The 18,874-nt window shown below is 59.3% G+C and carries 18 protein-coding genes; all 18 read left to right on the top strand.

The genetic code is table 11. The annotated features are described in order from the left end of the window. Window positions 1-249 precede the first annotated feature (249 nt). The 18 genes from FEZ21_RS18400 (at window position 250) to FEZ21_RS18315 (ending at window position 18,805) form a co-directional block, all read left to right on the top strand. Complete coding sequence (locus FEZ21_RS18400) at window positions 250-1,179, top strand: ketoacyl-ACP synthase III (RefSeq protein WP_003441810.1); 930 nt, start codon at window positions 250-252, stop codon at window positions 1,177-1,179. A 287-nt stretch (window positions 1,180-1,466) separates the two neighbouring features. Then, window positions 1,467-3,197 carry a flagellin gene (locus tag FEZ21_RS18395; protein WP_003441813.1) on the top strand — a complete coding sequence of 577 codons (1,731 nt, stop codon included), beginning with the start codon at window positions 1,467-1,469 and terminating at the stop codon, window positions 3,195-3,197. Window positions 3,198-3,270: 73 nt separating this feature from the next. After that, a complete protein-coding gene (locus tag FEZ21_RS18390; protein WP_160628098.1) occupies window positions 3,271-3,621 on the top strand; it encodes a flagellar protein FlaG in 351 nt (116 codons plus the stop codon). Between the two features lie 95 nt (window positions 3,622-3,716). Next, a complete protein-coding gene (gene fliD, locus FEZ21_RS18385) occupies window positions 3,717-5,078 on the top strand; it encodes a flagellar filament capping protein FliD (protein WP_003441819.1) in 1,362 nt (453 codons plus the stop codon). A gap of 96 nt (window positions 5,079-5,174) precedes the next feature. Further along, window positions 5,175-5,564: a flagellar export chaperone FliS gene (gene fliS, locus FEZ21_RS18380; RefSeq protein ID WP_010656441.1), complete on the top strand. Its 390-nt coding sequence runs from the start codon at window positions 5,175-5,177 to the stop codon at window positions 5,562-5,564. A gap of 24 nt (window positions 5,565-5,588) precedes the next feature. Beyond that, on the top strand, window positions 5,589-5,882 hold the full coding sequence (locus FEZ21_RS18375; RefSeq protein WP_003441825.1) for a hypothetical protein: 294 nt from the start codon (window positions 5,589-5,591) through the stop codon (window positions 5,880-5,882). A 176-nt stretch (window positions 5,883-6,058) separates the two neighbouring features. Then, window positions 6,059-7,534: a sigma-54 dependent transcriptional regulator gene (locus tag FEZ21_RS18370; protein WP_003441828.1), complete on the top strand. Its 1,476-nt coding sequence runs from the start codon at window positions 6,059-6,061 to the stop codon at window positions 7,532-7,534. A 239-nt stretch (window positions 7,535-7,773) separates the two neighbouring features. Continuing rightward, the gene (locus tag FEZ21_RS18365; RefSeq protein WP_003441830.1) at window positions 7,774-8,940 is read left to right on the top strand and encodes a PAS domain-containing sensor histidine kinase; all 1,167 of its coding nucleotides are present in this window, start codon (window positions 7,774-7,776) and stop codon (window positions 8,938-8,940) included. Window positions 8,941-8,945: 5 nt separating this feature from the next. After that, window positions 8,946-10,325: a sigma-54 dependent transcriptional regulator gene (locus FEZ21_RS18360; protein WP_003441834.1), complete on the top strand. Its 1,380-nt coding sequence runs from the start codon at window positions 8,946-8,948 to the stop codon at window positions 10,323-10,325. A 234-nt stretch (window positions 10,326-10,559) separates the two neighbouring features. After that, window positions 10,560-10,892, top strand: coding sequence for a flagellar hook-basal body complex protein FliE (fliE, locus tag FEZ21_RS18355; protein ID WP_003441837.1), 333 nt, complete (start codon window positions 10,560-10,562; stop codon window positions 10,890-10,892). 15 nt (window positions 10,893-10,907) lie between these two features. Beyond that, window positions 10,908-12,689 carry a flagellar basal-body MS-ring/collar protein FliF gene (fliF, locus tag FEZ21_RS18350; RefSeq protein ID WP_003441841.1) on the top strand — a complete coding sequence of 594 codons (1,782 nt, stop codon included), beginning with the start codon at window positions 10,908-10,910 and terminating at the stop codon, window positions 12,687-12,689. Further along, window positions 12,682-13,704 (top strand): flagellar motor switch protein FliG, encoded by a 1,023-nt coding sequence (gene fliG / locus FEZ21_RS18345; protein WP_003441844.1) that lies wholly within the window; start codon window positions 12,682-12,684, stop codon window positions 13,702-13,704. Before fliF ends, fliG begins: the two co-directional genes overlap by 8 nt. Further along, complete coding sequence (gene fliH / locus FEZ21_RS18340; protein WP_003441846.1) at window positions 13,705-14,472, top strand: flagellar assembly protein FliH; 768 nt, start codon at window positions 13,705-13,707, stop codon at window positions 14,470-14,472. Next, window positions 14,462-15,820 (top strand): flagellar protein export ATPase FliI, encoded by a 1,359-nt coding sequence (fliI, locus tag FEZ21_RS18335; protein WP_003441848.1) that lies wholly within the window; start codon window positions 14,462-14,464, stop codon window positions 15,818-15,820. Before fliH ends, fliI begins: the two co-directional genes overlap by 11 nt. 6 nt (window positions 15,821-15,826) lie before the next feature. Further along, complete coding sequence (gene fliJ, locus FEZ21_RS18330; protein WP_003441852.1) at window positions 15,827-16,279, top strand: flagellar export protein FliJ; 453 nt, start codon at window positions 15,827-15,829, stop codon at window positions 16,277-16,279. A gap of 136 nt (window positions 16,280-16,415) precedes the next feature. Next, on the top strand, window positions 16,416-16,718 hold the full coding sequence (locus FEZ21_RS18325) for an STAS domain-containing protein (protein ID WP_003441855.1): 303 nt from the start codon (window positions 16,416-16,418) through the stop codon (window positions 16,716-16,718). Then, window positions 16,715-18,412 (top strand): fused response regulator/phosphatase, encoded by a 1,698-nt coding sequence (locus FEZ21_RS18320; RefSeq protein ID WP_160628095.1) that lies wholly within the window; start codon window positions 16,715-16,717, stop codon window positions 18,410-18,412. The genes FEZ21_RS18325 and FEZ21_RS18320 overlap by 4 nt, the downstream gene beginning before the upstream one ends. A 30-nt stretch (window positions 18,413-18,442) precedes the next feature. Then, on the top strand, window positions 18,443-18,805 hold the full coding sequence (locus FEZ21_RS18315) for an Hpt domain-containing protein (RefSeq protein WP_160628093.1): 363 nt from the start codon (window positions 18,443-18,445) through the stop codon (window positions 18,803-18,805). Window positions 18,806-18,874 lie beyond the last annotated feature (69 nt).

Genomic DNA, 18,874 nt, shown 5'->3' with positions numbered 1-18,874 from the left:
ACTTGATCCTCGGTTTACCCGAAACGTTTTGTAAAAAACCGCACCAAATCGAGTGACCTATGAGTCATAACGCGCATCTTCACTGTATCGTGTGAAACGTACGGGCGGGTGCCGGGCCTTTTTCAGGCTGTTTTGTCTATTTTCATGCACCCATATTCGCCGCTTTTTGCGCGACTAAGCCCTTTTATTGTCAGCGCCCCTTGATTGTTCGAGCGGGTGATCTCCAGCTATTAGTATTGGGAAGCCACAATGATTGGCATTAAAAGCATCGCCAGTTACGTGCCTGCAAACGGTGTAGACAACTATGCCCAGGGCGCGAAGTTCTCCAAGGACGAAGACTTCATTCTGGGCAAGATTGGCTCGGCGTTTCTGCCGCGCAAAGATGCTGACCAGGAAACCTCGGACCTGTGTGTCGAGGCCGTCAACGCACTGTTTGCCAACAATCCGCAGCTCAAGCGCGAATCCATCGACGCGCTGATCGTCGTGACCCAAAACGGTGACGCAGAAGGTTTGCCCCACACCGCTGCCATCGTCCAGGACAAACTGGGCCTGCCGACCCACGTGGCCGCCTTTGATATTTCCCTGGGGTGCTCGGGCTATGTCTACGGCATCTACGCGATGAAAGGCTTCATGGAAGCCACGGGCCTGAAAAACGGCCTGCTGATCACCGCCGACCCGTATTCGAAAATCGTCGACCCCGAAGACCGCAACACCACCATGCTCTTCGGCGACGCCGCTACCGCTACCTGGATGGGCGAAGACGCACCCTGGCAGCTGGGCAAGGCCAAGTTCGGCACCGACGGTTCGGGTGCCCCGCACTTGAAAGTCAGCGACGGCGTGTTCTTTATGAATGGCCGCCAGGTATTCAACTTCGCGTTGCTTAAAGTGCCTGCACACTTGCACGAGTTGATGGACGAGTCGCAACTGACCTCCCAGGACATCGACGCCTTCTGCATCCACCAGGGCAGCGCGGCGATCGTTGATGCGGTTGCTCGGCGCTTCGAAGGCGAGCCGGAGAAGTTCATCAAGGACATGGTCGAGACCGGCAACACCGTGTCCTCGAGCATTCCGTTGCTGCTGGAAAAGCACGTGATGGACACCCCTGACTGGAAGCGCGTGGCCCTGAGCGGCTTCGGCGTAGGCCTGTCATGGGGCTCGGCGATCATCTATCGCCCTTGAGCTGAGGCTTGAACCACAAAACGCCCATGGCCAGAAGCCATGGGCGTTTTGCGTTGTGGCGTCCCCACTGTGGGAGCTGGCAAGCCAGCTCCCACAGGCAAACAGATCAGCTCCGGGTCTGTGTAACCCCTTGAAACACAAGGGCTGGCCCCCTGCCAGTAAAAAAAATTAAAAAACCCCTCAAGCAACCTGCATTCACGACGATAACTATTACGAAGGTTCTCTAGGCCACACCCGGCGGTTGCCAGGGCCGGAAGCCGCAGTATTCATCCAATGAGGATTTCGTCATGGCTTTATCAGTAAACACTAACGTCACGTCCCAGACCGTTCAGAAGAACCTGAACAAAGCCGGCGACTCGTTGAGCACCTCGATGACCCGTCTGTCTTCCGGCCTGAAAATCAACAGCGCCAAAGATGACGCTGCCGGCATGCAGATCGCCAACCGTCTGACCTCCCAGGTCAAAGGCATGACTGTCGCCATCGCCAACGCCAACAACGGCTCGTCGATTGCCCAGACAGCTGAAGGCGCGATGCAAGAATCGACCAACATTCTGCAACGTCTGCGTGAACTGGCCCTGCAGTCCGCGAACGGTGATAAAAGCGCTGATGACCGTGCATCCCTGCAGCAAGAATTCACCGCCAAAGTCGGTGAGCTGACCCGTATTTCGTCGACCACCACCTTCGGTGGCCGCAACCTGCTGGACGGTTCGTTCCAGAACCAGTCCTTCCAGGTCGGTGCCGATGCCAACCAGACCATCTCGTTCGGCATGACCGATATCAGTGCTACCGGTTTGAAAGGTTCTTTCGGTGAGGCGAATGCTACTGGCGGGATCACGCAACTGGCTGCCAAGGTTACTGGTGGCGCGATTGATCTGAGCGCTACAACAACCCCGAATACACTTGCCACTGCTGCGGCCTATGCTGCGCCTGCTGCCACCGAAGTTCTTACCTTTGGCGGCGCTGGTACTGGCACCGTAACCCTTACTGCTGCTGAAGATTCCGCAGCGAAGGCTGCCGATAAAATCAACCTGTCGTCAGGTACCACGGGCGTTACTGCAAAAGATAATGCGGGCAAGCTGGAACTGAGCTCCACTGCATCCTTCACAGTTGCCAGTAGCGTTGCTGCGGATGGCGGTAACTTCAAAACTGCTGCTGCTACTTCGACTGCTGGTACACCTGTTACCGGGTTGGCCAAAGACGCTGATATCAACGTTAACGGTACGAAAATTTCTCTGACTGCCGGCATGAAGCTTGAGGGCGCTGGCGGAGTCATTGAGGCAATCAACGCGCAGACGACTGCCGCCGGTAAAACGGGTGTTACGGCAAGCGCTCAGGATGGTCGTTTGGTGTTGACCTCCCAGGACGGCAAGGCTGTGAGCCTGACCGACCAGGCAGATACGCCTGAAGGTAAAGGTGCTTTGGCGCAGTTGGGTCTGGCCGCAGGCAAGACCGAGGCTAAGCTGACAGCTGATACTTCAGTCACCATGAACGGCGTTGAAGTGAAGTTCAAAAAAGGCGACTCGATGGACTCCATCGTTTCTTCGATCAACAGTGCAAGCACCGGCGTAACCGCCAGCAAAAATGCTGATAACACGCTGAAGCTGTTCTCCACCAAGGACATCACTGTTGGTGACGGTAGCGCCGGTACTGGCTTGGACTCCCTGGGTCTGACTGCGAAAACCACAAGTTCCAACACTGTTGAAACCAGCGTAGCCAGCCTGAGCATTTTGTCCGCCGAAGGCGCTCAACAATCGATCCAGGCCCTGACTGGCGCAATCCAGCAGATCGATACTCAGCGTTCCGAGCTGGGTGCCGTGCAAAACCGTTTCGACAGCACTGTGTCCAACCTGCAAAGCATCTCCGAGAACTCGACTGCTGCCCGTGGTCGCGTTCAGGACACCGACTTCGCATCCGAAGCCGCAGAGCTGACCAAGCAACAAACCCTGCAACAGGCCGCTACCGCGATCCTGTCCCAGGCGAACCAGCTGCCGTCCGCTGTGATGAAACTGCTTCAGTAATTTCAGCCCTCGGTTGACAACGGAAGGGCGCGTTTACGTGCCCTTTCGTTTTTTTCAGTTTTGAGGTGATGGCATGGACATGAGCATCAAGCTGAACACCGCTTACCCGAGCCCTGCAGCGGTGCCGAACCCCGCGCCGGCACCGGTCGCAACCACTCAGGCAGGAGCGGTTTCTGCCCCGGTGACAGGCAAGCCGCCTGAGCGTGCGGAGCTGGAAAAGGCTGTTAGTGACATACAAGCATTCGCACAGTCGAACCAGCGCAAGCTGGACTTTTCGATTGATGACACCACCGGCGTGATGGTGGTCAAGGTGATTGCCTCCGACAGCGGAGAGGTGATTCGCCAGTTACCTTCAGAGATGGCCCTCAAGCTGGCGCAAAACCTGGCTGATCCCCACAGCCTGCTTTTTCAGGGCAAAGCCTGAAGGTGGCATGAATTGTGATGCTGTCTGCTTCCTCGGCCTTGCTCGTCAAAAAAGCGTAAGCCCATAAAGCGGCAGCCCGGATAAGGAGAATACAGATGGCAAGTTCTACGATTACGGGTGTTGGTTCGGGTTTCGATACCATCGGTATTGTTAAAGCGTTGGTGGATGCTGAAAAAGCGCCCAAGCAAACCCAGATTACTGCGCAACAAAAAGACACCACGATTCAGTTGTCCGCTGTGGGCACGGTAAAAGGCGCGCTTGAAACCTATCGCGCAGCCATTGCCAAACTCAATAGTGTCTCCAGCTTCAACGGCCTGGCGGCTACCTCGTCAGACGAAAAAATTTCCAAGGTCACCATTGATGACAAGGCCTCCAGCGGTACCTACGCACTGGATGTGACCAAGCTGGCGACCGCCTCGAAAGTTACCAGCAAGGTATTTGAGGGGGGGACCTCGTCAGTGGTCAACTCGGGTACCGAGCCCACGACCCTTACCATTTCGCAGTCCGGCAATGATTACAATGTATCGGTCCCGGCTGGCGCTACCCTGCAGCAAACCCGTGAAGCGATTAACACCCAGCTGCAATCCAAGGGCATCAGTGCCAACGTTTTGACCGATGCCAATGGGTCGCGCCTTGTCATCGGTTCGCAAACCACGGGCAAGGGCACCGACATCACCATCAGTGGTGACTCAGAGTTGTCGACCGGCTATGACGCCGGTAAAGCTCCAGAGAATGCCATTTACACCATTGATGGCATCGCCATGGAGTCCTCGAGCAACAAGATCACTTCGGCCATCAGCGGCGTGACGCTGGAGTTGATTGATACCAAGGCGTCGACCATTACCGTGGCCTCCAATACGGCAACCCTGAAAACCTCGGTTCAGTCCTTTGTCAGTGCTTACAACGCGCTGCTGACCAGTATCAACACGCAAACCAAAGTCACCGCCACCGGTGATGCCGCAACCACCACCTCGGGCGCCCTTACCGGTGATGCCTCGATGCGGCAACTGGTTAACGGTATTCGTAACGAGCTTCTGCAGAACAGCAGTTCGTCGAGCATGGGCAGTCTGTCCCAGATGGGTATCAGTACCGATCAGAAAACCGGGCTTCTGACCCTGGATGACAAGAAGTGGGATGCCGCAGTGGCAACCCCCAACGGTGCGCTGGAAATCAGCAAGGTGTTTACCGGTGACACCGGTCTGGTTGCGCGTATGACCAAGGCCACAGACAGCTATGTCGGTACCACCGGGCTGCTGGCGAGTCGAGTCACTGACTTGAATACCAAGCTGACGGATCTGACAACGCAGCAGGCGGATCTGGATCGACGGATGGAGAGCATGAAGACTTCCCTGACGTCCAAGTACACCGCAATGGACACCCTTATCGCCCAGATCAACGCCAGCAGCTCCAGCATCATGACCACTCTGAACTCGCTGAATAACCCTAAATCCAGCTGATTTCCCGCAGCCGGATCACTAAAGTTTTAGCCGTGACAGTCGACATAAAGATCAAGTCCTGGCCATTTTTGCCTGTCACCGTAATGAGGTAGCAACATGAACCCGATGCGCGCCCTTCGTCAGTATCAGAAGGTCAATTCCCACGCCCAGATCTCTGAGGCCAGCCCCCACCGCCTGATTCAAATGCTGATGGAAGGCGGTCTGGATCGCATGGCCCAGGCCAAGGGCGCGATGAGCCGTGGTGATATCCCGCAGAAGGTGGTGTTGATCACCAAGGCTATCGACATCATCACTGGTTTGCGCCAGGGCATGGATGAATCAAAGGCTGAAGACAAGGTCGCCTTCCAGCGCCAGGACAGCCTGTACGAGTACATGACCATCCGTTTGACCCAGGCCAATGCGCAGAACGATCCCGAAATCATCGACGAAGTGGCCCGCCTGCTGATCACGGTCAAAAGTGGTTGGGACGAGATTGCACCACAATAAAATTGAAGGCCCGAGGAGTGCGTCATGAGCCAACTGCAACGAATTCAAGAAACCCGTGAAGCACTGATCGATGCCCTGGCTGAACGCAACTGGGATGCCATCGGCCAGCTGGATTCAGCCTGCCGGGTGTGTGTCGAGAGTGTGCTGGATGAGGCGCCTGTGGATGAGGCGGTGTTGCGCGAGAATCTGGAAGGGTTGCTGGTGGTCTATCGCATGCTGCTGGAGGCGGCCACCGACGAGCGCCAACTGCTGGTCGAGCAAATGTCACAGATCAATCAAGCAAAAAGCGCATCAAAGGTTTACCATCTGTTCCGTTAAGGCATAAGGAATATGTGGTTAATTGACACATGCGCGCCATAAATTTGACTATGTATGTCTTTTGACTTAACTAGTGCTGTATTCTTTTTCAGTCGTCTTAGATATCCAACAGGTTGGGGCGACTAAATATGCCCTACGTTTCGGGGCATTGAGTTGACTAGGGAAGTTGCTATTGCATGTGGCGTGAAACCAAAATTCTGCTGATCGATGACGATAGCGTCCGCCGCCGCGATTTAGCGGTGATTCTGAATTTTCTGGGTGAAGAAAATTTGGCCAGCTCCAGCCTTGAGTGGGAGCAGGCTGTCAGCTGTTTGTCGTCCAGTCGCGAAGTGCTCTGCGTGCTGGTAGGTACTGTCAGCATCGCTGGCGGTGTTTCCAGCCTGCTTAAGACACTGGCCGGGTGGGATGAGTTCCTGCCGATCATGCTTTTAGGTGAAATTTCTGCGGTCGACCTGCCGGAAGACCAGCGCCGCCGCGTTTTATCCAGCCTCGAAATGCCCCCCAGCTACAGCAAACTCCTCGATTCCCTGCACCGTGCCCAGGTCTATCGCGAGATGTATGACCAGGCCCGCGAGCGCGGCCGTCATCGCGAACCCAACTTGTTCCGCAGCCTGGTGGGCACCAGCCGGGCGATTCAGCATGTGCGGCAAATGATGCAGCAAGTGGCCGATACCGACGCCAGCGTGTTGATCCTCGGCGAGTCCGGAACCGGCAAGGAAGTGGTCGCACGCAATCTGCATTACCACTCCAAACGCCGCGATGCGCCATTTGTGCCGGTTAACTGCGGGGCGATTCCCGCAGAGTTGCTTGAAAGCGAGTTGTTCGGCCATGAGAAGGGCGCCTTCACCGGCGCAATCACCAGCCGCGCCGGGCGTTTTGAACTGGCCAATGGCGGCACGCTGTTCCTCGATGAAATCGGCGATATGCCGTTGCCGATGCAGGTCAAACTGCTACGCGTCCTGCAGGAAAGAACCTTTGAGCGTGTGGGCAGCAACAAGACCCAAAGCGCTGATGTGCGGATCATCGCCGCCACCCATAAAAACCTCGAAAGCATGATTGAAGTCGGCGCTTTTCGCGAAGACCTGTACTACCGCCTCAACGTCTTCCCGATCGAAATGGCGCCCCTGCGCGAGCGGGTCGAAGATATCCCGTTGCTGATGAACGAGCTGATTTCGCGCATGGAGCACGAAAAACGCGGCTCCATCCGCTTCAACTCCGGCGCCATCATGTCGCTCTGCCGTCATGCATGGCCGGGCAATGTCCGCGAGCTGGCCAATATGGTTGAGCGCATGGCGATCATGCATCCGTACGGGGTGATTGGCGTCGCCGAACTGCCGAAGAAATTTCGCTACGTGGACGACGAAGACGAGAACCTGGTCGACACCCTGTTCAGCGACATGGAAGAGCGGGTGGCGATCAACAACAGCACCCAGGACTTCAGCGCCACGGCGATGCTGCCCCCTGAAGGCCTGGACCTCAAGGACTACCTCGGTGGTCTGGAGCAAGGGTTGATCCAGCAAGCGCTGGATGACGCCAATGGCATTGTCGCCCGCGCCGCCGAGCGCCTGCGCATTCGCCGTACCACCCTGGTCGAGAAAATGCGCAAATACGGCATGAGCCGTCGCGACGGGGAAGAGCCGGCGGAGGATTGACGCCTGCTACTGCTTTTGACTCTGTAGCAGCGAGTCAGCTCGCGAGCCTGTTGCTCCAGGATGCCCGGAAGCCGCCATCACCCGCGGGCTTGCGCCGGTACAGTTTCAAGCCGCTTCTTTAGGCACGGGTATTGCACCGCTTGGGTCAACGAACCGTTTTATGACGGTCAGCCAAGCGAGAACGCCCCATGCCGCACATAGCCCAACAGTCCTCTGGCCCTGATCTCGCAGGGCAAGCCATGTCGCTGGGGGCTACGCCGTCTACTCCGGCGCAACTGGAGCACGCGTTCTCGCTGTTCAATCAAATGTCGACCCAGTTGACCGATTCCTACAGTCTGCTCGAAGCCCGGGTCACCGAGCTTAAAGGCGAACTGGCATTTGTCAGCGCCCAACGCATGGCGGAACTTGCGGAGAAAGAACGGCTGGCCAACCGCCTGCAAAACCTCCTCGATCTATTACCGGGCGGGGTCATCGTGATTGATGACCGCGGCCTTGTGCGCGAGGCTAATCCTGCGGCCAGCGAGCTGCTTGGCTTGCCCCTGGAGGGCGAGCTGTGGCGCCACGTGATCGCCCGCTGCTTTGCCCCCCGTGAAGATGACGGGCACGAGGTATCGCTCAAAGACGGGCGGCGCCTGTCGATTGCCACCCGATCGCTGGATGCAGAGCCCGGGCAACTGGTATTGCTCAACGACCTGACAGAAACCCGGCGCCTGCAAGATCAACTCGCCCGCCATGAGCGTTTGTCTTCGTTGGGGCGCATGGTCGCTTCGCTCGCCCATCAGATCCGCACGCCGCTGTCGGCGGCACTGATCTACGCCAGCCATCTGACTGAACAGGTGCTTCCCGTCGAAACCCAGCAGCGCTTTGCCGGGCGTCTCAAGGAACGTCTGCATGAGCTGGAGCACCAGGTGCGCGACATGCTGGTGTTTGCCCGTGGCGAGCTGCCGCTGACCGATAAAGTTGCCCCCAAGGCCTTGATGCAGGCCCTGCAAGCCGCAGCCCAGACCCATGTTCAGGGCGTGTCGATGCGCTGGCAGTGCGACGCTTATGGCGGTCTTGTGTTGTGTAACCGCGACACCCTGGTCGGTGCATTGCTCAACCTGATCGAAAATGCCCTGCAAGCCGGTACACCTCAGGTGCGGCTCAAGGTTCATCTGTACGCCCGTGACAACACCTTGCGCCTGTGCGTCAGTGACAGCGGCAGCGGCATCGAGCCCAAGGTGCTGGAGCGTCTGGGCGAGCCGTTTTTCACCACCAGGGCCACCGGTACCGGGCTGGGCCTGGCGGTGGTCAATGCAGTGGCCCGGGCCCATCAGGGTCAGCTGCTTTTACACTCGCGGCCGGGGCGCGGCACTTGTGCCTTGCTCAGCTTGCCGCTGATTCCAGGCGAGGCGCAGGAAAACTGATGGCGATGGCAATCAAGGTTTTACTGGTCGAAGACGATCGCGCTCTGCGTGAAGCCCTGGCGGACACCCTGTTGCTGGCCGGGCACGGTTTTCGCGCGGTGGCATCGGCCGAAGAAGCGCTGGAGGCAGTTGCTGGCGAGTCATTCAGCCTGGTGATCAGCGACGTCAATATGCCTGGTATGGACGGGCACCAATTGCTTGGCCGGTTGCGTGTCAGCCAGCCGCAATTGCCGGTGTTGCTGATGACCGCCCATGGCGCCGTCGAGCGCGCCGTGGATGCCATGCGCCAGGGTGCGGCGGACTATCTGGTGAAGCCGTTTGAGCCCCGGGCGCTGCTGGATCTGGTCGCCCGGCATGCGCTGGGTAGCCTTGGGGCGGCAGACAGTCAGGGACCGGTGGCGGTTGAGCCGGCCAGCCTGCAATTGCTCGATCTGGCGGCGCGAGTGGCCCGCAGCGACTCCACGGTGCTGATCTCGGGCGAGTCGGGCACCGGCAAAGAAGTGCTCGCGCGCTACATCCACCAGCATTCGCACCGCAGCAGTCAGCCGTTTGTGGCAATCAACTGCGCGGCAATCCCCGACAACATGCTCGAAGCCACCTTGTTCGGCCATGAAAAAGGCTCGTTCACCGGGGCCATTGCGGCGCAGGCGGGCAAGTTCGAACAGGCGGACGGCGGCACCTTGCTGCTCGACGAAATCAGCGAAATGCCCCTGGGGTTGCAGGCCAAATTGTTGCGGGTGCTGCAAGAGCGCGAAGTCGAGCGGGTCGGCGGGCGCAAGCCGATTGCGCTGGATATACGCGTAGTCGCCACCACCAACCGTGATCTGGCGGGGGAGGTGGCGGCGGGGCGTTTTCGCGAGGACCTGTACTACCGGCTTTCGGTCTTTCCTCTGGCCTGGCGCCCGTTACGCGAGCGCACCGCGGATATCCTGCCGTTGGCCGAGCGCTTGTTGGCCAAGTACATCAGCAAAATGAAGCACACCGCGGTGCGCTTTTCGCCCCAGGCCAGAGCCTGTCTGACCACCTATGCGTGGCCGGGCAATGTACGGGAGCTGGACAACGCGATTCAGCGGGCGCTGATCCTGCAGCAGGGCGGTTTGATTGAAGCGCCGGACTTCTGCCTGGCAGGTCCGGTGGCATGCGCGCCATTGCCGGTTTTGGTCGAATCCTTGCCGCTTGATACGGCCGAGTCGTCGGGAGCGCTGGGTGATGATCTGCGTCGCCGCGAGTTCGAGATGATCATCGAGACCTTGCGCGCCGAGCGCGGCCGTCGCAAAGAGGCCGCCGAGCGCCTGGGCATCAGCCCGCGCACATTGCGCTACAAGCTGGCGCAAATGCGCGATGCCGGGATGGATGTCGAGGCCTGCCTGTTTGCCGCGACGTAACCGGGGCCGTGGCTGTAGCCGCTGACGAGGCTGCAATGGCGTTGTGCTGGCTTCGCGGCCGCTGCGCATCCTGTCGCAGCCTGGTACCTCTTCAGCGACAACGGGGGTTTCTGCCTGCGACGATTGGTAACGTTAATTCTTCGAAAACGACAAAGAGCTGGCACCCTTGTTGCTACACCCCAGGATGCGTTGTGAAAGTGTCAAAAAATTGCGGGTCGTCGGAGGCAGTCGTCCATGAGCCAAGGTATTGAATTTAATCGATTGATGTTGGACATGCGGGCCATGCAAATGGACGCCATGGCCCAACCGAAATCGGCTGTGCAGGCCGTTCCCGAAGCGGGTGCCAGCAGCTTCTCCGACATGCTCGGCAATGCGATCAACAAGGTCAGTGAGACGCAGCAGGCGTCGAGTCAGTTGTCGAACGCGTTCGAAATCGGCAAAACCGGCGTTGATCTGACTGACGTGATGATTGCGTCGCAAAAAGCCAGCGTCTCCTTTCAGGCATTGACCCAAGTGCGTAACAAGCTGGTTCAGGCGTACCAAGACATCATGCAGATGCCGGTTTAAGGACGATATTAAGTCATGGCTGATGCACTCCCGGATAACGTTCCGGCCAATCCAGGCCCGGCCGGCGGCAAAGCGCCGCTGTTCGGGTTGTCTTTTCTGGACAACCTGGCCGAAATGACCATGTTGCGTCAGGTCGGCCTTATGGTCGGTCTGGCTGCGAGCGTGGCGATTGGCTTTGCCGTGGTGCTGTGGTCGCAACAACCCGATTACCGGCCGCTGTACGGCAGCCTGGCCGGTATGGATGCCAAGCAGGTCATGGAAACCCTGGCCGCCGCCGACATTGCCTACACCGTTGAGCCCAACTCTGGCGCCTTGCTGGTCAAGGCCGATGACGTCTCCCGTGCCCGGCTAAAACTTGCCGCCGCCGGCGTCACGCCTACCGACAGCAATATCGGCTTTGAAATCCTGGATAAAGACCAGGGCCTGGGCACTAGCCAGTTCATGGAAGCCACCCGCTATCGCCGTGGCCTGGAAGGCGAACTGGCGCGCACCATTTCCAGCCTCAACAACGTCAAGGGCGCCCGGGTGCACCTGGCGATCCCCAAGAGCTCGGTGTTCGTGCGCGATGAGCGCAAGCCCAGCGCCTCGGTGCTGGTCGAGCTGTACGGCGGCCGTTCGCTGGAGCCGGGCCAGGTGCAGGCGATCATCAATCTGGTGGCCACCAGCGTTCCGGAGCTGAACAAGTCGCAGATCACGGTTGTCGACCAGAAAGGCAACCTGTTGTCCGATCAGGCGCAAAACTCCGAGCTGACCATGGCCGGCAAGCAGTTCGACTACAGCCGACGCATGGAAAGCATGCTGACCCAGCGGGTGCACAACATCCTGCAGCCGGTGCTGGGCAATGACCGCTACAAGGCGGAAGTGTCTGCCGATGTTGATTTCAGCGCAGTCGAGTCCACCTCCGAGCAGTTCAACCCGGATCAGCCGGCCCTGCGCAGCGAGCAATCCACCAGCGAGCAGCGCACCGCCAGCAATGGCCCGCAGGGCGTTCCCGGGGCACTGAGCAATCAGCCCCCGAGCCCGGCGTCGGCGCCGCAACAAACCGCCCAGGGCGGTGCAGCAGGCGCGGGCATGATTCAGCCCGGCCAACCGCTGCTGGATGCCAATGGTCAACAAATCATGGACCCGGCGACCGGCCAGCCGATGTTGGCCCCGTACCCGGCAGACAAGCGCTCGCAATCGACCCGCAACTTTGAACTGGACCGCTCCATCAGCCACACCAAGCAGCAGCAGGGTCGGGTCAATCGCCTGTCCGTGGCGGTGGTGATCGACGACAAGGTCAACATCAACCCGGCCAACGGTGAAGTTACCCAGGTGCCATGGACCAGCGATCAACTGGCACGTTTTACCCGGCTGGTGCAGGACGCGGTGGGTTTTGATGCCAGTCGTGGCGACAGTGTCAGCGTGATCAACGTGCCGTTCTCCACCGAACGCGCGGAAGTGGTTGCCGATATTCCGTTCTATTCCCAGCCCTGGTTCTGGGATGTGCTCAAGCAAGTGCTGGGTGTGCTGTTCATTCTGGTGCTGGTGTTCGGGGTGTTGCGTCCGGTGCTGAACAACATCACCGGCCATGGCCGCAACAAGCAGGTGGCGGGTATTGGCAGTGATGCCGAGATGGGCAGCCTGGATGGCGAACTGGCCAACGATCGCGTCAGCCTTGGGGGCCCGCAAAGCATCATGCTGCCGAGCCCGAGCGAAGGCTATGACGCGCAGTTGAACGCCATCAAGAGTCTGGTGGCTGAAGACCCGGGCCGTGTGGCTCAGGTGGTAAAAGAGTGGATCAACGCTGATGAGTGATAACCGAGCTGCTGCCAACGCCAAGCTGACCCGGGTCGACAAGGCAGCCATTTTGCTGCTGTCCCTCGGCGAGTCTGATGCGGCCCAGGTACTGCGCCATATGGGGCCCAAAGAAGTCCAGCGGGTGGGTGTGGCGATGGCGCAAATGCGCAACGTGCACCGCGAGCAGGTTGAACAGGTGATGAGCGAGTTCGTCGAGATCGTCGGTGACCAGACCAGCCTGGGGGTCGGCTCCGACAGTTACATTCGCAAAATGCTCACCTCGGCCCTGGGCGAAGACAAAGCCAACGGCCTGATCGATCGCATCCTGCTGGGTGGCAACACCAGCGGCCTCGACAGCCTGAAGTGGATGGAACCCCGTGCCGTGGCGGACGTGATCCGTTTTGAACACCCGCAGATTCAGGCCATTGTGGTGGCCTATCTCGACCCCGATCAGGCGGGCGAAGTGCTCGGCCACTTTGATCAAAAGGCGCGGCTGGACATCATCCTGCGCGTTTCCTCGCTCAACACCGTGCAGCCGGCGGCACTTAAAGAGCTGAACCAGATCCTCGAAAAGCAGTTCTCCGGCAACTCCAACGCTGCGCGCACCTCTTTGGGTGGCATCAAGCGGGCGGCCGACATCATGAACTTCCTCGACAGCTCGATGGAATCTCAACTGATGGACTCGATTCGCGACATCGACGAAGACCTGTCCGGGCAGATCGAAGACCTCATGTTTGTCTTCAACAACCTGGCGGATGTCGACGACCGTGGCATTCAGGCGCTGCTGCGCGAAGTGTCCTCGGACGTGTTGGTACTGGCCCTCAAGGGCTCCGACGAGAACGTGCAGGAAAAAATCTTCAAGAACATGTCCAAGCGGGCCGCCGAATTGCTGCGCGACGACCTGGAAGCCAAAGGCCCGGTACGGGTCAGCGATGTCGAAACCGCACAGAAAGAAATCCTCACCATCGCCCGCCGAATGGCCGAAGCCGGAGAAATCGTTCTCGGCGGGAAGGGCGGCGAAGAGATGATCTAAGTGAGCAATGGTGAGTCGCCCGGAGATGTGATTCGCGCCAAGGATGTGGGGGCCTTCGACGTATGGGGCCTGCCCAGCTTTGACCCGTGGCGCGAGCCGCTCGAGGTTGAGCCAGAGGTGGTCGAGGAGCCGCCGGTCGAGATGCAGGAGGTGCCGCTGGATGAAGTCCAGCCGCTGACCCTTGAGGAGCTCGAAAGCATCCGCCAGGAAGCCTACAACGAAGGCTTTGCCACGGGTGAAAAGGAAGGCTTTCACAGCACTCAGCTCAAGGTGCGCCAGGAAGCCGAGGTCGCTCTGGCGGCCAGGGTGGCCAGCCTTGAACGCTTGATGAGCAGCCTGATGGCGCCGCTGGCCGAGCAGGACCAGCAGCTGGAAAAAGCCATGGTCGGCCTGGTCGAGCACATGACCCGCCAAGTGATCCAGCGCGAACTTAAAACCGATTCCAGGCAGATCGAACAGGTATTGCGCGAGGGCCTGAAGCTGTTGCCCATGGGTGCCGATAACATTCGCCTGTTTATCAATCCCCAAGACTTCGATCAGATCAAGGCCTTGCGCGAGCGTCACGACGAACGCTGGAAAATCGTCGAAGACGACAGCCTGCAAGCGGGCGGCTGCCGTATCGAAACCGAACACAGCCGTATCGATGCCAGTATCGAAACCCGGATCAAACAGGCAATGAGTCAGCTGTTCGATCAGCTTCACGAGCAGGCATTGCACCCGGCGCCGCCGGACATCGACGTCGATCTGGACCAGCCCGATGCACCTTAAGCGCACCAGCTTCGCCAGGCGCCTGGGCGCTTATGCCCCGGTGGTCGCATTGCCCGCGCAGCCGGTAGTCGAAGGCCGCCTGTTGCGCATGGTCGGCCTGACCCTGGAAGCCGAAGGCCTGCGCGCGGCCATGGGCAGTCGCTGTCTGGTGATCAACGATGACAGTTTTCACCCGGTGCAAGTCGAAGCCGAGGTGATGGGGTTTTCGGGCAGCAAGATTTTTTTGATGCCCGTTGGCAGTGTCGCCGGAATCGCCCCGGGTGCCCGGGTGGTGCCCCTGGCCGATAACGGTCGCTTGCCAATGGGCATGAGCATGCTCGGTCGTGTACTCGATGGTGCGGGGCGGCCGCTGGACGGCAAGGGCGGGATGAAGGCCGAAGACTGGGTGCCGATGGATGGCCCGGCCATCAACCCGCTCAAGCGTGATCCCATCAGCGTGCCGCTGGACGTGGGCATTCGCAGCATCAACGGTTTATTGACGGTCGGCCGTGGTCAGCGTCTGGGCCTGTTTGCCGGTACCGGCGTGGGCAAGAGTGTGCTGCTGGGCATGATGACCCGCTTTACCGAGGCCGACATCATCGTGGTCGGGCTGATCGGCGAACGGGGTCGCGAGGTGAAGGAATTCATCGAGCACATCCTCGGCGAGGAGGGCCTCAAGCGTTCAGTGGTGGTGGCATCCCCGGCTGACGATGCGCCGCTGATGCGTCTGCGCGCGGCCATGTACTGCACGCGTATTGCCGAATACTTTCGTGACAAGGGCAAGAACGTGTTGCTGTTGATGGACTCGCTCACCCGATTTGCCCAGGCCCAGCGTGAAATTGCCCTGGCCATTGGCGAGCCTCCGGCCACCAAGGGCTATCCGCCTTCGGTATTTGCCAAATTGCCCAAGCTGGTGGAGCGGGCCGGTAACGCCGAAGCCGGGGGCGGCTCGATCACTGCGTTTTACACCGTGCTGTCCGAAGGCGATGACCAGCAGGACCCCATCGCTGACTCGGCGCGGGGCGTGCTTGACGGGCACATTGTGCTGTCCCGGCGTCTGGCCGAAGAGGGTCATTACCCGGCGATCGACATAGAAGCGTCCATCAGCCGGGTGATGCCGTCAGTGGTTACCCCGGAACACATGCGTCGTGCCCAGCAGTTCAAGCAGTTGTGGTCGCGCTTCCAGCAGGCCCGGGACTTGATCAGCGTGGGGGCATACGTGCCCGGCGGCGATCGCGAAACCGATACCGCGATTGCCTTGCAGCCAGCGATGGTGGCGTACCTGCGCCAGGGGCTGAACGACAATATCAGCCTGGGTGAAAGTGCTGGTCATCTGGGGACAATCTTCGCTCCGGCCGCGGGCGGTTAATCGACCATGGCCAGTGATGGAAGGGCAGCGCGTCTGGCGCCGGTGGTGGACATGGCCGAAAAAACCGAGAAGGCCGCAGCGCAGCGGCTGGGGCATTTCCAGGGCCAGGTCAATCTGGCCAACAGCAAACTCGGCGACCTGGAAAACTTCCGCGGGGAATACCAGTCGCAATGGATTGAGCGCGGCAGCCAGGGCGTCACCGGGCAATGGTTGCGCAACTATCAATACTTCCTCAACCAGCTTGAAACCGCCGTCGGGCAGCAGCGCCAAAGCCTGGTCTGGCATGAGAACAACCTCAACAAGGCCCGCGAAACCTGGCAACAGGCCTATGCCCGGGTGGAAGGGCTGCGCAAACTGGTCCAGCGTTACGCCGAAGAAGCCCGCCAGCTGGAAGACAAGCGCGAGCAAAAACTGATGGACGAGCTGTCCCAGCGTTTACCGCGTAACAATCCTTACTGAAATCCCCCCTCTCCTGTAGGAGAGAGCAGGCTCGCGAGCAGGCTCGCTCCTACAGAGTTTGTGCGGCGTCACTCCCTGGGTTTCAGAGCGTCTATAGTTTGCGGGTCAACCCGAAACCCGACACGGGAGCTCCCCCATGGCAGTGACGTCTGAAATCTCCGCAGATGGCCGCAAGCTGACGATCGCGATCAAAGGCCGGTTCGACTTTGCCAAGCATCAGCAATTTCGTGAGGCTTACGAAAAGCTCGACTCTGATACCGAATGCGTGGTGGATCTGAAGGAAGCGACCTACGTCGACAGTTCGGCACTGGGCATGCTGTTGTTGCTGCGCGACCATGCCGGCGGCGACAACGCAGAAATCAGGGTGATCAACAGCAACCCGGATGTACTCAAGATTTTCAATATTTCCAACTTCGACAAACTGTTCGATATCACGTGAACACCTCCCTGACCGTGTTGATTGCCGAGGACAGCAGCGCTGACCGCCTGCTGTTGTCGAGCATTGTGCAGCTTCAGGGGCATAACGTGCTGCTGGCAGCCAATGGTGCTGAAGCCGTAGCGCTGTTTGCCCGGGAGCGTCCACAGCTGGTGTTGATGGATGCTGTGATGCCAGTGATGGACGGATTCGAGGCCGCGCGCCAGATCAAAGCATTGGCGGGCGAGGTGCTGGTACCGATCATTTTTCTCACGTCCCTGAATCAGGCCGATGCCCTGGCCCGCAGTCTCGAGGTCGGCGGCGACGACGTGCTGAGCAAGCCTTACAACCCCATGCTGCTGGCGGCGAAAATCACCGTGATGGACCGGATGCGGCGTCTGCAGGAAACCGTGCTGCAACAGCGCGACCAGATCGCCCGGCATAACGATTACTTGCTTAACGAGCAGCGGGTGGCCAAGGCCGTGTTTGACCGGGTGGCACACGCGGGCTGTCTGAGCGCGCCGAATATCAGTTACCTGCAATCGCCCTATGCCTTGTTCAATGGTGATTTATTGCTGGCGGCCTACACCCCGACCGGAGATACCCATCTTCTTTTGGCCGACTTTACCGGGCACGGCCTGCCGGCTGCGATTGGTGCCATGCCTTTGGCAGAAGTGTTTTACAGCATGACGGCCAAAGGCTACGGGCTGGCCGAAATGCTCCGGGAAATGAACGCCAAGCTCCAGGGCATCCTGCCCGTCGACATGTTTTGCTGCGCCACGGTGCTGTGCATCAGTGCCCAGCGGCGCAGTGTCGAAGTCTGGAACGGCGGCATGCCCGATGGCTATCTGCAAGCCCGGGCCACGGGGCAGCGCAGGGCATTGACCTCGCAGCACCTGCCGTTGGGCGTATTGCGTGCCGAAGCCTTCGATCACTCCACCCGTGTATGGCCAATGCTGCCCGGTGACCAGCTGTTTTTACTGACCGATGGTGTGATCGACACCAGCGGCCCGGATGAGCAGCTGTTCGGAGTTGAGCGCTTGCAGCAGGTACTGGATGCCAATCGCCAGCCGCACATGCTGATTGCCGAGGTCGAACAGGCCCTGCACGATTTCCAGGGCCATTCCCGTGATGATGTGAGTATGGTGCAGATCACGTCACAGTTGCCGCAGCCTCTGGATGTGCCGGTCATGCCTTATTCCGACAGTGACCAGTGCAGCCCGCTGGACTGGTCGGCCAGCTTTGAATTCCGCGGGGCCACGCTGCAACGGTTCAATCCGCTGCCCTATCTGTTGCAATTGCTGATGGAGGTTCACGGCTTGCGGGCCCGGGGTGCAGTGATTCATGCGGTACTGTCCGAGCTTTACAGCAATGCCCTGGAGCACGGCGTTCTGGGCCTTGATTCACGGCTCAAGCGAGATGCCCGGGGGTTTGCCCGCTATTACCAGTTGCGTAATGAACGTCTGGCAGCGCTGCGAAGCGGGTTTGTGCGGGTGCGGGTGCAGGTCGAACCTGTGCCACGGGGCGGGCGCTTATTGCTGCAGGTAGACGACAGTGGTGAGGGTTTTGATGTTGCAACAGTGCTGTCCAGACCGCTGGACCTGAACCGTCTGTCGGGGCGTGGGGTGAGTTTGGTACGCCAACTGTGCCCTGCAGCGCAATGGTCCGCCGATGGTCGCAGTGCGACCGTAGAGTTTTCATGGGAGGCTCTGGCATAATCCGATCATTCTTGATCAAGGAGTGAACAAGTGTCCGACATTCATATGGATCCAAAGGTAGTCAGTGCGTTGCGGGACGTAATGGAAGGCGGGTTTGAGGATTTGCTCGACACCTTTCTTTCTGATTCCGAAGAGCGCCTGGATCAACTGCGCAGCACACACGAAGCCCACGACCTGAGTCTGGTCGCCCACAGCTTCAAAGGCAGCAGCAGCAACATGGGTGCCATTCGTTTGGCGCATCTGTGCGGCCTGCTTGAAGAGCGCGCGCAAAAGAAGCCGCTGGCCGGCATCAAGGAACTGGTCGTCAAAATCGACGATGAATACCAGATGGTGCGTCGTCTTTATCGTGCCGAGCGCCAGCGTTTCAACCCGTCGAACTTTGTCTCCGGCTGATTCGGCCAAAGCTGGCCCGAACCTTGCTCTGACTCATCCACCTGTACCTACGCCAGCCGTACAGTGGAG

It is taken from the genome of Pseudomonas sp. 9.1(2019), assembly GCF_009910445.1.
In the GTDB taxonomy this organism is placed as follows: Bacteria; Pseudomonadota; Gammaproteobacteria; order Pseudomonadales; family Pseudomonadaceae; genus Aquipseudomonas; species Aquipseudomonas paraversuta.
Note: the sequence above shows the minus strand (reverse complement) of the source record. Positions and strands in the feature narration are given on the sequence as shown.

Coding starts and splice junctions, on each gene's coding strand:
- fliG (WP_003441844.1), top strand. CDS start 12,682: ATGAGTGATAACCGAGCTGCTGCCAACGCCAAGCTGACCCGGGTCGAC.
- FEZ21_RS18375 (WP_003441825.1), top strand. CDS start 5,589: ATGAGCCAACTGCAACGAATTCAAGAAACCCGTGAAGCACTGATCGAT.
- FEZ21_RS18370 (WP_003441828.1), top strand. CDS start 6,059: ATGTGGCGTGAAACCAAAATTCTGCTGATCGATGACGATAGCGTCCGC.
- FEZ21_RS18390 (WP_160628098.1), top strand. CDS start 3,271: ATGGACATGAGCATCAAGCTGAACACCGCTTACCCGAGCCCTGCAGCG.
- FEZ21_RS18400 (WP_003441810.1), top strand. CDS start 250: ATGATTGGCATTAAAAGCATCGCCAGTTACGTGCCTGCAAACGGTGTA.
- FEZ21_RS18365 (WP_003441830.1), top strand. CDS start 7,774: ATGTCGCTGGGGGCTACGCCGTCTACTCCGGCGCAACTGGAGCACGCG.
- fliD (WP_003441819.1), top strand. CDS start 3,717: ATGGCAAGTTCTACGATTACGGGTGTTGGTTCGGGTTTCGATACCATC.
- fliJ (WP_003441852.1), top strand. CDS start 15,827: ATGGCCAGTGATGGAAGGGCAGCGCGTCTGGCGCCGGTGGTGGACATG.
- FEZ21_RS18325 (WP_003441855.1), top strand. CDS start 16,416: ATGGCAGTGACGTCTGAAATCTCCGCAGATGGCCGCAAGCTGACGATC.
- FEZ21_RS18395 (WP_003441813.1), top strand. CDS start 1,467: ATGGCTTTATCAGTAAACACTAACGTCACGTCCCAGACCGTTCAGAAG.
- fliE (WP_003441837.1), top strand. CDS start 10,560: ATGAGCCAAGGTATTGAATTTAATCGATTGATGTTGGACATGCGGGCC.
- FEZ21_RS18360 (WP_003441834.1), top strand. CDS start 8,946: ATGGCAATCAAGGTTTTACTGGTCGAAGACGATCGCGCTCTGCGTGAA.
- fliF (WP_003441841.1), top strand. CDS start 10,908: ATGGCTGATGCACTCCCGGATAACGTTCCGGCCAATCCAGGCCCGGCC.
- fliS (WP_010656441.1), top strand. CDS start 5,175: ATGAACCCGATGCGCGCCCTTCGTCAGTATCAGAAGGTCAATTCCCAC.
- fliI (WP_003441848.1), top strand. CDS start 14,462: ATGCACCTTAAGCGCACCAGCTTCGCCAGGCGCCTGGGCGCTTATGCC.